We start from the raw sequence: 14,932 nt of genomic DNA, 5'->3' as shown, positions 1-14,932 counted from the left end.
CCGACCGCCTCTCGCGCAACTACGAGCTGGTCACCAAGCACAACCTCAAGTACCGCCGCTACTACCACCAGTTCGACTACTAAGAGCTGGTCGCAGGTCCGATATCTTGGCTGGTTGATATCTCGACCCTACACAAGGGCGTCCGCATTTGCGCGGGCGCCCTTTTTGCGTTGCTGTCGGCGCAGGGTGTCTTCGGCGGAAAGTTCATCCCGGGCTTGCGGCTCGGAGTGGGACGCGCTTTCCGACTGGGCTGGGGGAATCGCCAGATTAAGCTGAGAGCTTGCCCCTATGTTTCTAAATGAATACGCTGTGAGCCGAGGGAGACGATTTTCCCCGCAAGCACTCTAGTATGCTAAAGTACCCAGAAGACCGGCGGAGCTATGCCGGTCTTCTGTTCTATATGAAACACAGCATGAGGAGGCTCACCAGATGACGGCCACACCGTGGGGATTCCGGGACATATTGCCCGAGGAGGCTCAGGCGCGCGAGGAGATCGCATGTACGGTGAAGGGCTGCTTCAGGGAGCATCATTACCTTCCGGTCGAGACGCCTCTGCTCGAGGACAAGGGTTCGCTCGAGGAAGGTGGCCGCATTGCGGACACGCCGTTTAAGCTCTTTGACGATGATGGGCGTTTGCTGGTGGTCCGTCCCGACAACACGTTGCCGATCGTGCGCTTGGTTTCGACCCGCATGCGCGCGGCCGACCTGCCCCTGCGCCTGCGCTACGAGGCGCCGGTGGTTCGCGAGTGCCAGCGCAATGCCGGCGGCTCGCGTCAGTTTACGCAGCTGGGCTTTGAGCTCATCGGTGCGGGCGACGCCGCGGGCGATGTCGAGATTGTCTCGCTGGTAGCCGAGGCCGTGCGCAAGCTGGCGTTGCCCGATGCGCGCATTATCGCAGGTAGCGTGCGTCCTTTTAAGGAGCTGCTCGCGGCGTGCGAGGATCGCGAGCTGGCTGCCGAGGCCCTGCGCTGCGTGCACGCCAATGACTTTGTGGGCCTCGATGCCCGCGTGGCGGCAAGCGCCGAGCCCGAGGCCGTCAAGGCCGCCATTAGCGAGCTGCCGCGCTTGCACGGCGGTGCCGAGATACTCGACCGTGTGGATGCGCTGCTGGAAGCTGCCGGTATCGTCGCGCCGCTGACGCGCGAGCTGCGTGCCCTGGTCGAGGGCCTGGCTCCCGAGGACGCCCAGGTGCTGTCCTTCGACTTCTCCATCATGAACTCTTTTTATTACTACACGGGCCTGGTCTTTAAGGCCTATGCCGGTGGCCTGCCCGATTCGGTGGGTTCGGGCGGTCGCTACGACTCCATCTTTACCGGCGCGTTCGGCGATGGCATCGAGGTACCGGCGGCGGGATTTGCCTTTTCGCTCGAGCGTCTGGAGGCCGCGCACACTTCGGCTGAGGACGCCGCTTCCGACGGCGACCACGCCGCGGGCCGTGGTGCCGAGGGTCCGCTGCGCATCGCCGTTCCCAAGGGCTCGCTTAAGGCCGACACGCTCGACGTGCTCGAGGCCGCGGGCCTGGACGTCTCCGAGCTGCGCGACCCCGGCCGTCACCTGATCGTGCGCGGCCGTGATACGCGTGTCGGCGAGGGCGCGGTCGGCGATATCGAGTTTGTCATCGTGCGCCCCAGCGATGCGCCCGCTTTTGTGGGCTGCGGTGGGGCCGATTGCGGCATCTGCGGCTGGGATTCGCTTATCGAGGCCGACCTCAACCTGCTGCAGCTGGTCGATTTGGGTTACGGCCTGTGCACCTTTATTGAGGCTGAGCCCGTTTGGCGCGCCGGTCAGGCCGAGCGCAACTATGCCCGCCGCGGTTCGCTTCGCGTGGCAACCAAGTACCCGCGCATCGCGAGTGCCTGGTATGCCGAGTGCGGCGTGAACGCCGACATTGTTTCGCTGCACGGCAACATCGAGCTGGGACCCATCGTCGGTATGACCGATCGCATCGTGGATATCACCGCCACGGGCGCCACGCTGCGCGACAACGACCTGGTCATCACCGGCCGCATTATGGACTGCACGGCCCGCTTCTTCGTCAACCCGGGTGCCGCGCGCCTGGATCCGCGCGTTCGCAACCTGGCCGATCGCCTGGCGGCTGCCGTGAAGGACAAGCATTTTGAGCCCGTCGCGGGCTCGGCACAATAGCGCGAGCGCGCACGGGCGCCCCCATATCCGGACTGCGGGCCGATTGGTGCCGCTGCCCGGCATCTCGTTTTCCAAACGCAACCTCGACCGATAGGGGATACCGATATGAAGACCATCAAGCTTGCTCCCGGTGAGCGCCTCGTTACCAACCAGCTCAACCGCAAGGGTGTGCTGCCGCAAAACATCGTCGACGCCGCCCGCGATATCGTGGCCAACGTGCGTGCCAACGGCGATGCTGCGGTGCGCGATTACTGCCAGCGTTTTGACGGTGTCGAGCTGCAAAGCTTTCGTCTGCCGCAAGAGCAGATCGATGCTGCGCTCGAAGGCCTCGACCCGGCCTTTGTCGCCGCGCTCGAAAAGGCCGCGCGCCAGATCCGTGAGTTTCACCAGCGCGAGGTCGAGCAGAGCTGGTTTACCACGCGCCCGGACGGCACGATGCTCGGCGTTAAGGTGACCCCGCTTGCCGCGGCCGGCATCTACGTGCCGGGCGGTCGCGCGCAGTATCCCTCCACCGTGCTCATGAACGCTATCCCTGCCAAGGTGGCCGGCGTTAAGCGCGTGGTCATGGTGACGCCGCCACAAAAGGACGGCCTGATCAGCCCCTATACGCTCGCCGCGGCCAAGCTCGGCGGCGTGGACGAGATCTATATGGTGGGCGGCGCCCAGGCCGTGGCCGCGCTGGCGTACGGTACCGAGACCATTCCGCGTGTCGACAAGATCACCGGACCGGGCAACGCCTTTGTCGCCGCAGCCAAGCAGATTGTCTCGGGCGACGTGGGCATCGACATGGTCGCCGGCCCCTCCGAGGTTTGCGTGCTGGCCGATGCCACGGCCAAACCCATGGTGGTCGCGGCCGACCTGATGGCCCAGGCCGAGCACGATCCGCTGGCCGCCTGCTATCTGGTGACCTGCGACGAGCAGTTTGCGCGCGAGGTCGAGGCGGGTATCGACATTCTGGTGGCGCAGTCGCCGCGTGCCGAGATTACGCGCGCCTCGCTCGACAACGAGGGCACCATCGTGGTGGCCGCCGATATGGCTGCCGCCGTCGAGGCCGTGAACACCGTGGCGCCCGAGCACCTGGAGCTGCACTGCAAGGATGCAATGGGCCTGCTTGGCGGCATTCGCAACGCCGGCGCCATCTTTGTGGGCGCTTGGAGCTCCGAGCCGCTCGGCGATTACGTTGCCGGCCCCAACCACACGCTGCCGACCGGCGGCACGGCCGTGTTCTCCAACCCGCTTTCGGTGGAGGAGTTCGTTAAGCGCTCAAGCGTTATCTGCTATACGCCCGAGGGCCTGCTCTCCGACGCTCCCGCTACGCAGCGCTTGGCCGAGGCCGAGGGCCTGTGGGCGCACGCGCTTTCTGCCGCCCTGCGTCGTCGCGTGCTGGAACAGGGCGAGGATTCCGTGAGCGCCGAGTCGCTGGCGGCGGCCGACCTGACCAAGGTTGCCTGGCCGGGCGACGCCGCGGCGACGGTCGCCGAGGGTGTGGACTTGGCGGCTGCGGGCGCGGATGGCGCTAACGCGACCGGCGGGGAGGCCTAATATGGCCGAGCTGACGCCTCGCATGAAGGAACTCGTCCAGCCCTACTTGGCCGGCATTGAGCCCTACGATCCCAACTTTACGCCCACGCGCATCAACCTTTCGGCCAACGAGAACACCTATCCCGTGCCGGCTGGCGTGCGCGAGGCGGTCGACGCGGCACTCGCCGCCACGCCGCTCAACCGCTATCCCGACCCCATGTCCAACGACCTGCGCGACGAGCTTGCCGCTTGGCATGGCGTGGCACGCGAGAACATCTGCGTGGGCAACGGCGGCGACGAGCTGCTCTATAACTACCTGCTGGCGTTTGGCGGCGCGGGGCGGACCCTGCTCAACTGCCCGCCATGCTTTAGCGAGTATGCGTTCTTTGCGTCGCTCTGCCAGACCGAGGTGCGCGACGTGTGGCGCGATCCGGTGACCTTTGAGCTCGATCAGGCTGCCGTGCTTGCGGCAGCGCCCGAGTGCAACCTGGCGATTGTGACCTCGCCCAACAATCCTACGGGCGACGTGGCGCCGCTCGACTTTATCGCGGCTCTGTGCGATGCGTGTCCCGGCATGGTGATGGTCGACGAGGCCTACGTGGAGTTTGCTGACGATTCGTTTGGCGCGGCCACCACGGCGCAAGGGCTTATCGCCGAGCATTCCAACCTGGTGATTCTGCATACGCTGTCCAAGGCGTTCGGCGCCGCCGGCACGCGTCTGGGCTATGTGATTGCGTCACCCGAGGTTATTGACGTGTTCGCGGCGATTCGCCAGATCTATTCAGTCAACGTGCTGAGCCATGCCGCGGCGCTTGCCTGCGTGCGTGCCCGCGATGCGTACGCGCCCGTGGTGGCACGGGTTGCATCTGAGCGCGTGCGCGAGCTGTGCGCCCTGCGCGCAATGGCTGCCGAGGGCCTGCCCGTGGAGGCGTGGCCGAGCGCGGCGAACTTTGTGCTCGTGCGCACGCCGCACGCCACGCGCGTGCGCGAGCGCCTGCGCGACGAGTATTCAATTTTGGTGCGTGACTTTAGCTACGCGCCGGGGCTTGCGGACTGTCTGCGCATTACCGTGGGTACCCCGCAGGAAAACGACGAGGTGCTGGCAGCGTTTGCCGCGCTGGTGAAGGAGGAGATGTAGATGGGCCGTTATGTCGAGGTGACCCGCAAGACGGGCGAGACCGACATTGTCGTTAGACTCGATCTGGACGGATCCGGCGTGTGCGATATCTCGACCGGCGTACCGTTTTTCGACCACATGCTCAACGCCCTTGGCCGCCATGGCCTGTTCGATTTGACGGTACATGCGATGGGCGATGTGGAGGTCGACGCGCACCACACCGTCGAGGACACGGGCATTGTGCTGGGCGAGGCGTTTTGCCAGGCACTGGGTGACAAGGCGGGCATTACGCGCTTTGCCGATGCGGCGATTGCCATGGACGAGACGCTCGTGATAGCCGCCGTTGATATCTCGGGTCGCGGGCAGGCCTATTGCGATCTGCCCGTGCCGACCGAGCGCGTGGGCACCTTTGATACCGAGCTGGCCGTCGAGTTCTTCTACGCTTTTGCGCGAGACGCCAAACTCACGCTGCACGTGCGCGAGCTGGCGGGCGGCAACTCGCACCACATTATCGAGGCCGCCTTTAAGGCCGTGGGACGCACGATGCGCCACGCCTGCGAGCTTGATCCCCGCGTGCAAGGAATCCCCAGCACCAAGGGCTCGCTGTAACCGCCATATAGGCAGAAACCACCACAAAGGTGCCTGTCCCCTTTGTGGTGGTTTTGGATGATGGAAAAAGGAGGGTCGCGTGGGCGAACCGAAGATCGTGGTGGTCGACTACCACAAGGGCAACTTGTCGAGCGTCGTGCGCGGGCTTGCGCGCGCCGGTGCCGCTGCCTGCACATCGGACGATCCGGAGCAGATTCGCAACGCCGACGGCCTGGTCATCCCGGGCGTGGGCGCGTTCTATGACGCGATCGCCTTTATGCGCCAGAGCGGCGAGGAGGCGGCCGTGCTTGACGCCGTTGCCGCCGGAACTCCTCTGCTCGGCATCTGCCTGGGCCTTCAGCTGTTTTTTGAACGCGGCGACGAGGGCGTGCCGGCGGACGAGGGCGCGGACGCGGACGACGATACCTCCGAGCAGGCCGGCGGTCCCTGGGTCGATGGCCTGGGCATTATGCGCGGCTCGTGCACGCGCTTGGAATCGAGTCGCCTGAAGGTGCCGCACGTGGGCTGGGACCAGGTGCACATGACGCCCGCCGGCGCGGCCGATCCATTGCTCGCCGGTTTTGCCGAGGGCGCCAACATGTACTTCACCCACAGCTATGCGGTGGCCGACGATGTCGATGCCGCCGATGTTCTGGCGCGCACGCACTACACGCGGAACTTCCCGTGCATCGTGCGCCACGGCAACGTGTGGGGCTGCCAGTTCCATCCCGAGAAATCCTCCGCGCTGGGACAGCGCATCCTTAAGAACTTCGTCAACATCGTCGAGGAGGCCGGCCGATGATTCTGTTTCCCGCAATCGATTTGATCGGCGGCAAGGTCGTGCGCCTGGAGCGCGGCGACCGGAGCCGCTGCAAGGTATATTCCGACGACCCCGTGGCCGTTGCCCGCTCCTTTGCCGAGCAGGGTGCGAACTGGGTGCATGTCGTCGACCTGTCCGCTGCCTTTGGCGAGGATGAGGACGCATGCGCTGCCAACTCGACGGCGATCAAGGCTATCTGCGGCGTCGACGGTCTGTCCGTGGACGTGGGCGGCGGCGTCCGCTCGCTCGCACGCATCGACGAGCTGGCCGGCTATGGCGCGCGCCGTATTGCGCTGGGGACCGTGCTGGTGACCGAGCCGGGTTTTGCCGAGGTGGCAGCGCGCGGCTTTGGCGAGCTGCTGGTGGCAGACATCGCCGCCCGTGACGGCCAGGTCAAGGTGAACGGCTGGCGCGATGGCGCGGGCGTGGCGCTCGATGATGCGGTGGCGCAGCTTTCCGAGCTGGGCTTTAAGCATTTGGTGTACACCGACATCGCGCGCGATGGCATGCAGACGGGCATCGACGTGGCGGCGTATCGCCATGTGGCCGAGGTCGCGGGTTTTCCCGTCGTGGCTTCGGGTGGCATCTCGACACTCGACGATATCTGCGCGCTTGCCGCGGTGGGTGAGGATGCTATTGAGGGTGCGATCACCGGTCGCGCGCTCTACGAGGGCAACTTTACGCTGGCACAGGCGCTGGCCGCCGCCCGAGGGGAGGAGTAGCCCATGCTTACCAAGCGTGTGATTCCCTGTCTGGACGTTAAGGACGGCCGCGTGGTCAAGGGCGTCAACTTTGTGAGCCTGCGCGATGCGGGCGATCCGGTGGAGCTGGCGCGCGCCTACGACCGCGAGGGCGCGGACGAAGTCGTGTTCCTGGACATCACTGCGACGAGCGACAACCGTGCGACGACCATTGAGATGGCGGCGCATGCGGCCGAGGAGCTGGCCATTCCCTATACCGTGGGCGGCGGTTTTCGTGACCTGGCGGGCATGCGAACCATGGTGGCTGCCGGTGCCGATAAGGTGTCGCTCAACTCTGCTGCCGTGCGCGATCCGTCGCTGGTCAGCCAAGCTGCCGCTGCATTTGGCAGCCAGGCCGTGGTCGTGGCGATCGATGCCAAGCGTGTTGGTTTGCCCGGTGAGCCGGGAGCCGACAAGTGGGAGGTCTTTACCGCGGGCGGCCGTAACGCCACGGGTATCGATGCGGTGGCGTGGGCCGAGGAAGCGGCTCGTCGCGGCGCCGGTGAGATCTTGCTCACCAGCATGGATCGCGACGGCACCAAGGCTGGCTTCGACCTGGCACTCACCCGCGCCGTGGCGCGTGCGGTGCCGATCCCGGTGATCGCAAGCGGCGGCGTGGGCACGCTCGAGCATTTTGCCGAGGGCGTGATCGAGGGCGAAGCCGATGCCGTGCTGGCAGCAAGTGTCTTTCACTTTGGGACCTTCAGCATTCGCGAAGTCAAAGAATACATGGCCAGCCAGGGAATACCTGTGAGATTGGACTTCTAAATGGAGCAAGTGACAACCGCGGCAGAGCTCAAATACGACGACCGTGGGCTGATTCCTTGTGTGGTTCAGCAGTATGACACCGGTGAGGTGCTTATGGTTGCTTGGATGAACGAGGAATCGGTGGGGCTGACGCTCAAGACCGGTACCACGTGGTTTTGGAGCCGCAGCCGCCAGGAGCTCTGGAACAAGGGCGCGACGAGCGGCAATATGCAGGAGGTCAAGGAGCTCTGGGCCGACTGCGATAGCGATACGCTGCTGGTCAAGGTCGACTCGCCGGGTCCGGCCTGCCATACCGGCAACCGTACCTGCTTCTTTAGAAAACTCGCGTAGGGCGGGCGCTCGACCAGGCGCTTGGCCAACCAGAAAGGATTGAACCATGGGTGTGCGCACCGCGAATGTTCAGGATGGAAATATCGGTGAGACGCTGACGGGGCTCGCCGGGGTGATTCACGGCCGTCGCGACGCATCGCCGCAGGAGAGCTATACCGCTCGCCTGCTGACCGATGTCGAGGACGAGCTGCTCAAGAAGCTTGCCGAGGAGGCGAGCGAGGTGATCATGGCCTGCAAGGATAACGACCACGATCACATCCGCTACGAGGCCGGCGACCTGATCTACCACCTGCTCGTGACGCTCGAGCGCTACGGCATCACCCTCGATGAGCTGGCCGGCGAACTCAACGCCCGCCGTCAATAGTTGTTTAAGAACGTCCCCAGTGACTAGTTAGACGAGGGGCGTGGGTTCCCATTCGCCGGTGGCGTGGGGGATATCGAAGGTTCGGTAGCCGCAGTCGTAGGCGTGGGCCTGAGCCTCGCGGATGTTCCAGCAGATGTCGCAGGCGCGGTGTGCGTCCGAGCCAAAAGTAATCGGCACCTCGGCGTGGGCGAAGCAACGCAACAGCTTGGTCGCGGGATAGTAGTCGTCGAGGCCCTTACGCGGCGCGGCGGTCGAAACCTCAACGCGGCGGCCCGTATCGTGCGCGCATTCGGCCATCTGCTCCCAAAAGGGCATGGGGTCAAAGTCGGGCGCAAAGCCCTCTTTCGAAAAACGCATGACTAGGTCGGGATGGGCCATCACGTCAAAGTTGAGCGAGCTCTCGCAGGCGCGGCACCAGTCGTCGACATAGCGCTCCCATACGCCGCGCACGCCTAAGTTTTCCCAAACGTGCAGGTTGGTGGCGTCATCAATCCAGCCGCAGAGCGAATCGGGCGTGTCGGGGCGAGCGACGTCCTCTGTCCCCGCCGTGCCTGCGGCGCCTGCCGCAATATCTCCCGGGCCGCCAATCCAATGCACGCTACCCAGACGTACGACAGCGCCCTGGGACCAGCTCTCAACCAAAGGCTCGCAACCTTGGTACCAATCGCATTCAAAGCCATAGATAAGCTCGAGCTCGGGTGCGATTTGCGCGGCAAGCTTGCGGGCGTCCTCAAAAGCCAGACGGTGCGCCGGCAAGTCGCTTTCGACAACCTGCACCTCGCAGTTGGCATCCATGCTGGCGGGCAAGGTGAGGTGGTCGGTCGAGACCATGACGCGGCATCCGGCAGCGGTGGCGGCGCGGACGTTGTCCTCAAACGAGGCATGGCCGTCCGAAAACGAAGTATGGGTGTGGCAATCGACCAGCGGGCATGCGGGCATGGCGACTCCTTTGCATTTGGCGAATCCGCTCCATTGTAATGGCGCAACTCTCAAAACGCCGGGCACGTCGGGGGTCGAAATCGATTGGAAAGGCTGCGCGGCGCGCGGTGCGGCCTCGCTTGCGCTCTCAAAACGTGTACGTCAGCCTCCAAAACCGACAAAAAATGGCATGTTTGGAGGCTGACGTACACGTTTGGATAGGGGCGAGGGCGGCGATGGACGAAAGTCACGTCTGCGCCACGTCCGATGTGCTAGCGTTTGGATGAACAAAACGAGCCCGTGTGGAAAGGACCCGGACCGTATGCAATGCGATAGCAAATCACCGCTGTCCCGCGAGACCGATGCGCCCGAAACCATCGTCAATCTGGAATGCGACATCGACGACGCGTCGCCCGAGGTACTCGCCTACGCCGCCGATCGCCTGCGCGAGGCGGGTGCGCGCGAGGTACACTGGCTGCCCCTCTATTGCAAGAAAGGCCGTCCCGGCTGGCAGCTGCAGGTGCTCTGCTCCCGCGAGGACATTGACCGTCTGCAGACGATCATCTTTTTGGAAACCACGACCAACGGTATTCGGCGCCAGGTCATGGAGCGTGTCTGCCTGCCGCGCCGCTTTGAGCGCGTAGCGACGCCATGGGGCGAGGTGTCCGTTAAAGTGGCCACCCTGCCCGATGGCAGCGAGCGCGCGGCGCCCGAGTACGAGGACTGCGCCCGCCTTGCCCGTGAGCACAACGTGCCGCTCCAACGCGTGATGCAGGCGGCTCAGGGCGCGGTACTACGATTTGAGTAACACGGTCAAGTAACGCGCCGCGCCAACCCTATTTGCCCCATCCCGAAAGGACTTCCCATGAAATGTTTCATCGCCTCCGACATCCACGGCTCGGCATATTGGGCCGAGCGCCTGTGCACTGCCATCGAGTCCGAGCGGCCCGACCGCATCGTGCTGCTGGGCGACCTGCTCTATCACGGCCCGCGTAACGACCTGCCGCGCGATTACGCCCCCAAGCGCGTGATTCCGCTGCTCAACGCCCTGGCCGACCGCATCATCGCGGTGCGCGGCAACTGTGACGCCGAGGTTGACCAGATGGTGCTCGACTTTCCCGTCATGGCAGACTACGCCACGCTGTTCGACGAGGCCGGCCGCGAGCTGTTCCTGACGCATGGCCATGTCTTTGGCGCCGGCATGCACAACAGCGTCGACCACGCGCCTGCGCTGCCCGAGGGCTCCGCGCTCGTCTACGGTCACACGCATATCAAGGTTAACGAGGCAAGCGAGGCACACCCGGGCCTGTGGCTGTTCAATCCCGGCAGCGTGAGCATTCCCAAGGACGGTACGCACAGCTACGGTATCTATGAGGGTGGTGCGTTCCGCCACGTGATCCTGGAGGAGGAGTAACCATGGCCGAGCATATGGCTCAGCAAAATGCCGAGGGTTCGCGCGACCTGTCGACGCTGGTAGATGCGTCGGCCGAGCTGCAGCATCTGGTGCAGACCATCTGGCGCCTACGCCAGCCCGACGGCTGTCCGTGGGACCGCGAGCAGACGCATCAGAGCATCGGCAAGAACATGATCGAGGAGGCCTACGAGGCGCTCGACTGCATTGAGGCCGACGACGCAGCACACCTGCGTGAGGAGCTGGGCGATGTGCTCATGCAGGTCGTGCTGCATGCGCAGATTGCGGCCGACGCCGGTGAGTTTACGCTGGCCGACGTGGCACGCGATATCGACGCCAAACTCATTCGCCGTCATCCGCACGTGTTTGGCGATGTGGATGCCGAGAACTCCGACGAGGTGCTCAAGATCTGGGACGAGGTTAAGCTTGCCGAGAAGGCCGCTAAGGACAATGCCGTGGCGGCGGGCGAGGCTGCGCCCGAGGGCCTACTCGACGGCGTGCCCACGCATCTGCCGGCGCTGATGCAGGCTCAGAAGGTGTCGCGTAAGGCGGCTGCCGTGGGCTTTGAATGGGAGACGGTCCAGGATGTGTGGGACGAGGTAGCCGAGGAGCGTGCCGAGTTTGAGGCCGAGGCTCCCGGCTCGCCCGAGCGCGAGATGGAGTTTGGCGACCTGCTCTTTGCTCTAGTCAACGTTGCGCGCAAAGAGGGGATTGACGCCGAGAGTGCCCTGCGCGCGAGCACGGCCAAGTTCCGCCGCCGCTGGGCTGCGATGGAGCAGATGGCGGCTGACGCCCACGTGGATCTTGCCGAGCTTTCGACCCACGGCCTTAACGACCTGTGGGATGCCGCAAAGGCGGAGGAGTAAGACTGCGGGAACGACGGGCTGACACGCCTCATCGTTCCCGCTATATTTTTCGAAAATCAAGTGTATCCCTCGGCTAACTTAGGGCATAATGCAAAAAGTGCGACATGGCTAACTTACGGAGGCGCACCGACGGTGCACGGTCAGCCGGTCGCTTGCATCCACTATGTTTCCAAGTGAGAGGGAGACAACATGAGCGATATTTTGGACGTCTACGGTCGCGAGGTGCTCGACAGCCGCGGCAATCCCACTGTCGAGGTCGAGGTCGTGCTCGAGGACGGTAGCTTTGGCCGCGCAATGGTGCCTTCGGGCGCTTCGACCGGTGCCTTTGAGGCCTGCGAGCTGCGCGATGGCGACAAGGGTCGCTACCTGGGCAAGGGCGTTTCGCAGGCCGTCGAGCATGTCAACAAGGAGTGCGCCGACGCCGTCGTGGGCCTCGACGCCTTCGACCAGCGCGCCGTCGATGCCGCGCTGATTGCCGTGGACGGTACCCCCAACAAGACCAATCTCGGCGCCAACGCCATTCTGGGTGTGTCGCTGGCCGTTGCCCGCGCCGCTGCCGAGTCGGCGGGCCTGTCGCTGTATCAGTACCTGGGCGGCGTCAACGCCCACCTGCTGCCCACGCCCATGATGAACATCCTCAACGGCGGCGTGCATGCCGACAATAACGTCGACTTCCAGGAGTTCATGATCATGCCGGTGGGCGCCCCGAGCTTTGCCGAGGGCCTGCGTTGGTGCGCCGAGGTCTACCACACCCTCAAGGGCGTGCTGCACGAGGCCGGCCTGGGCGGCGGCGTGGGCGACGAGGGCGGCTTTGCGCCCAACCTCAAGACCAACGCCGAGCCGTTCGAGTACATTACCAAGGCCGTCGAGAAGGCTGGCTTTAAGCCCGGCGTCGACTTCATGTACGCCATGGACCCGGCGTCCACCGAGTTCTACAACGCCGAGACTGGCATGTACGAGCTCAAGGGCGAGGGCGTGGAGTACACGAGTGCCCAGATGGTCGATTACTGGGAGAAGCTCGTCGACACCTATCCCATCATCTCCATCGAGGACGGTATGGCCGAGGAGGACTGGGACGGTTGGGTCGAGCTGACCCGTCGCATTGGCAACAAGGTGCAGCTGATGGGCGACGACCTGTTCGTCACCAACACCGAGCGCCTCAAGAAGGGCATCGAGCTGGGTGCCGCCAACGCGATCCTAGTCAAGGTTAACCAGATCGGTACGCTCACCGAGTCGCTCGAGGCCATCGAGACCGCCAAGGAGGCCGGTTACGCTTGCATCGTGAGCCACCGCTCCGGCGAGACCGAGGATTCCACGATCGCCGACCTGGTCGTGGGCATCAACGCCGGCCAGATCAAGTCGGGCGCCCCGTGCCGCAGCGACCGTATCGCCAAGTACAACCAGCTCATCCGCATCGAGGACGAGCTCGAGGGCAGCGCGCGCTACGCCGGCAAGGCCGCGTTCTACAACATTCGCTAGATAGACGAGCCTGGTGGGGAGGGGATGGACTCGGCTTCGCCCCGCCCCAGCTAGACGCTACAGAGTTCTGTCGGGCGCTGGGCCATATGGCTCAGCGCCTTTTTTATGTCGAGCAAAGGCTGGCGAAGGCGGTGCGGGCGCTCGTGCTATAACTAAAGGACTTAGCGCAAACAAACCTCAACCGCACAAGGCGCACATGGATCAGATTTACGACAACAGGTACTATTCCGCCGGTTCGCGCGAGCCGTCGCCTCGCCGTGCGCGCACGGTGCAGCTCGGTGGGTCCGTCTACGCCGGCGCCGACCGCTCCACGCAGCGCCCGACAAGTACCTCGCGCCCCAATGCTCAATCAAATACTTTGGCAGATGGACCGGTGCGCCCGGCACGTTCGTCGCATGCGTCGCGTCCCTCGACTCAGGCACACGACAAATCGAGCAGGCCCTCGAACCGTCTTTCGGGCTCGGACTTTATGCATTACGCCAACGACAACGCGGTGGTCAAGGCGATCTATGACTTTACGCATGGCCCTCTGCGTCCGCTGTTTATCGGTATCGTGGTGGCGCTGGTGCTCGTGAGCCTGTATTTCCCCGTGCGCGATCTGTACGTGGCAAAGCGCTCGAGCGATATCTTGGCCAAGCAGGTCGAGATTCGCCAGCAATACAATGATGAGATGAAAAAAGACACTGATAAGTGGTTCTCGGAAGAGGGCATTAAGGATTCGGCACGGGACCTGGGCATGGTGATGCCCGGCGAGAAGAGGATTGAAGTGCAGGGTCTGGACGAGGATTCGGATTCGTCGTCGAGCAAAAAGTCCTCAAACGCCAAGAATGCCAGCGAGGTGGCCAAGGAGATCGAAGAAGTCGGCAAGGACGCGCCGTGGTACATTCAGACGCTCGACATGCTGTTTGGATTTAACGGTGTCGAGGGTCAGACGGTCGCGTCCAGCGGCGAGTAGGCGAGTAACGCCCGGAAGGGAGCCCGCAATGGCAGAGTGCAAACGATATAAGGTGGCCGCGATCGACCTGGGAACGGTGTCGTCGCGACTGGTGCTGGCGCAGGTCGAGGCCGGGGCGATCGTGGAATCGTCCAAGCATACCGAGATCACCGACTTGGGCGAGGGCGTGGACGCGACGGGGCGCTTTTGCGAGGCGGCCGTTGAGCGCGTGCTCGCTGCGTGCCGCATGTTTGTGGACGAAGCCCGTGCCTTTGGGGCCGTGCGCATCTGCACCACATGCACGAGCGCCGCGCGTGATGCGTCCAACGCCGCCCTGCTGCTAGGCGGCCTGCGCGAGCTGGGGCTCGAACCGCAGGTGATTCCGGGCGAGGTCGAGGCGCGCCTGACGTTTTTTGGTGTGGCGCACGACTTTGCGGGCGAGCGCATCATCGTCGCGGATTCGGGCGGCGGGTCGACGGAGCTTGCGACGGGTGTATACGCTCCGGAGCGCGGGGTCTTTGCGCTGGAGGGCACGCGTTCGCTGGACATTGGCTGCCGTCGTGTAACAGAGCGGTTTTTCTCGGCGCTGCCGCCTTTGGCAGGTGAGCTTGCGGCTGCTGCCGACTGGGCAAACGAGCAGTTTACGGCGTACTTTGAGAGCCTGCCCAACAACTTTGAGCGCGCCGAGCGCTTGGTCGCGGTGGGTGGCACCGTCACCACGCTCGTTGCACTCGTTCACGAGCTGGAGCCGTACGATTCGAGCTTTGTGCACCTGCGCGAGCTTTCGATGGAGCAGGTCTCGACCGCTATCGAGTGCATGTCTGCGCTGGACGTTGCGGGCATCGCCACGCTGCCAGGCGTGCAGCCCAAGCGTGCGGGCGTGATCTTGGCCGGCGCCGTGGTGATTCGCGAGCTCATGCGCGCTGGTGGC

General features: G+C 64.2%; 16 protein-coding genes. 15 read left to right on the top strand and 1 reads right to left on the bottom strand.

The genetic code is table 11. From position 1 onward, the window contains the following. Window positions 1–429: 429 nt before the first annotated feature. From hisG to hisE, 9 genes are all read left to right on the top strand, one after another. Window positions 430–2,145 carry an ATP phosphoribosyltransferase gene (gene hisG, locus AQ996_RS08120; RefSeq protein ID WP_055252395.1) on the top strand — a complete coding sequence of 572 codons (1,716 nt, stop codon included), beginning with the start codon at window positions 430–432 and terminating at the stop codon, window positions 2,143–2,145. Window positions 2,146–2,250: 105 nt separating this feature from the next. After that, a complete protein-coding gene (gene hisD, locus AQ996_RS08115) occupies window positions 2,251–3,687 on the top strand; it encodes a histidinol dehydrogenase (protein WP_055252394.1) in 1,437 nt (478 codons plus the stop codon). A gap of 1 nt (window position 3,688) precedes the next feature. Then, window positions 3,689–4,804, top strand: coding sequence for a histidinol-phosphate transaminase (hisC, locus tag AQ996_RS09850; protein ID WP_055252393.1), 1,116 nt, complete (start codon window positions 3,689–3,691; stop codon window positions 4,802–4,804). Next, window positions 4,805–5,392 (top strand): imidazoleglycerol-phosphate dehydratase HisB, encoded by a 588-nt coding sequence (gene hisB, locus AQ996_RS09845; RefSeq protein ID WP_055252392.1) that lies wholly within the window; start codon window positions 4,805–4,807, stop codon window positions 5,390–5,392. Between the two features lie 79 nt (window positions 5,393–5,471). Then, window positions 5,472–6,173 (top strand): imidazole glycerol phosphate synthase subunit HisH, encoded by a 702-nt coding sequence (locus AQ996_RS08100; protein ID WP_055252391.1) that lies wholly within the window; start codon window positions 5,472–5,474, stop codon window positions 6,171–6,173. Beyond that, complete coding sequence (locus AQ996_RS08095; RefSeq protein ID WP_055252390.1) at window positions 6,170–6,913, top strand: 1-(5-phosphoribosyl)-5-[(5-phosphoribosylamino)methylideneamino]imidazole-4-carboxamide isomerase; 744 nt, start codon at window positions 6,170–6,172, stop codon at window positions 6,911–6,913. The genes AQ996_RS08100 and AQ996_RS08095 overlap by 4 nt, the downstream gene beginning before the upstream one ends. Before the next feature lie 3 nt (window positions 6,914–6,916). After that, a complete protein-coding gene (hisF, locus tag AQ996_RS08090) occupies window positions 6,917–7,699 on the top strand; it encodes an imidazole glycerol phosphate synthase subunit HisF (protein WP_055252389.1) in 783 nt (260 codons plus the stop codon). After that, the gene (gene hisI, locus AQ996_RS08085; protein ID WP_055252388.1) at window positions 7,700–8,029 is read left to right on the top strand and encodes a phosphoribosyl-AMP cyclohydrolase; all 330 of its coding nucleotides are present in this window, start codon (window positions 7,700–7,702) and stop codon (window positions 8,027–8,029) included. Window positions 8,030–8,075: 46 nt separating this feature from the next. Further along, window positions 8,076–8,393 (top strand): phosphoribosyl-ATP diphosphatase, encoded by a 318-nt coding sequence (hisE, locus tag AQ996_RS08080; protein WP_055252387.1) that lies wholly within the window; start codon window positions 8,076–8,078, stop codon window positions 8,391–8,393. A gap of 27 nt (window positions 8,394–8,420) precedes the next feature. Here the strand turns inward: hisE and AQ996_RS08075 are convergent, their stop codons facing one another. Further along, window positions 8,421–9,332, bottom strand: a complete 912-nt coding sequence (locus AQ996_RS08075; RefSeq protein WP_055252386.1) for a PHP domain-containing protein — start codon at window positions 9,330–9,332, stop codon at window positions 8,421–8,423. A 301-nt stretch (window positions 9,333–9,633) separates the two neighbouring features. Here AQ996_RS08075 and larC2 point away from each other — a divergent pair, with 301 nt between their 5' ends. The 6 genes from larC2 to AQ996_RS08045 form a co-directional block, all read left to right on the top strand. Beyond that, window positions 9,634–10,119 (top strand): nickel pincer cofactor biosynthesis protein LarC2, encoded by a 486-nt coding sequence (gene larC2 / locus AQ996_RS08070; protein WP_055252385.1) that lies wholly within the window; start codon window positions 9,634–9,636, stop codon window positions 10,117–10,119. Between the two features lie 57 nt (window positions 10,120–10,176). Next, window positions 10,177–10,725, top strand: coding sequence for a phosphodiesterase (gene yfcE, locus AQ996_RS08065; protein WP_055252384.1), 549 nt, complete (start codon window positions 10,177–10,179; stop codon window positions 10,723–10,725). 2 nt (window positions 10,726–10,727) lie between these two features. Then, window positions 10,728–11,588 (top strand): nucleoside triphosphate pyrophosphohydrolase, encoded by an 861-nt coding sequence (gene mazG / locus AQ996_RS08060; RefSeq protein WP_148315914.1) that lies wholly within the window; start codon window positions 10,728–10,730, stop codon window positions 11,586–11,588. 189 nt (window positions 11,589–11,777) lie between these two features. After that, window positions 11,778–13,067: a phosphopyruvate hydratase gene (gene eno / locus AQ996_RS08055; RefSeq protein WP_055252383.1), complete on the top strand. Its 1,290-nt coding sequence runs from the start codon at window positions 11,778–11,780 to the stop codon at window positions 13,065–13,067. A gap of 196 nt (window positions 13,068–13,263) precedes the next feature. Next, on the top strand, window positions 13,264–14,022 hold the full coding sequence (locus tag AQ996_RS10130; protein ID WP_253274628.1) for an FtsB family cell division protein: 759 nt from the start codon (window positions 13,264–13,266) through the stop codon (window positions 14,020–14,022). A 28-nt stretch (window positions 14,023–14,050) separates the two neighbouring features. Then, window positions 14,051–14,932: Ppx/GppA phosphatase family protein (locus tag AQ996_RS08045; protein ID WP_055252382.1), on the top strand; the 882-nt coding region annotated here is incomplete at its 3' end.

Source organism: Collinsella aerofaciens (genome assembly GCF_001404695.1).
GTDB lineage: Bacteria > Actinomycetota > Coriobacteriia > Coriobacteriales > Coriobacteriaceae > Collinsella > Collinsella aerofaciens_E.
The sequence above is the reverse complement of the archived record's forward strand: the minus strand, read 5'-3'. Positions and strand labels throughout refer to the sequence as shown.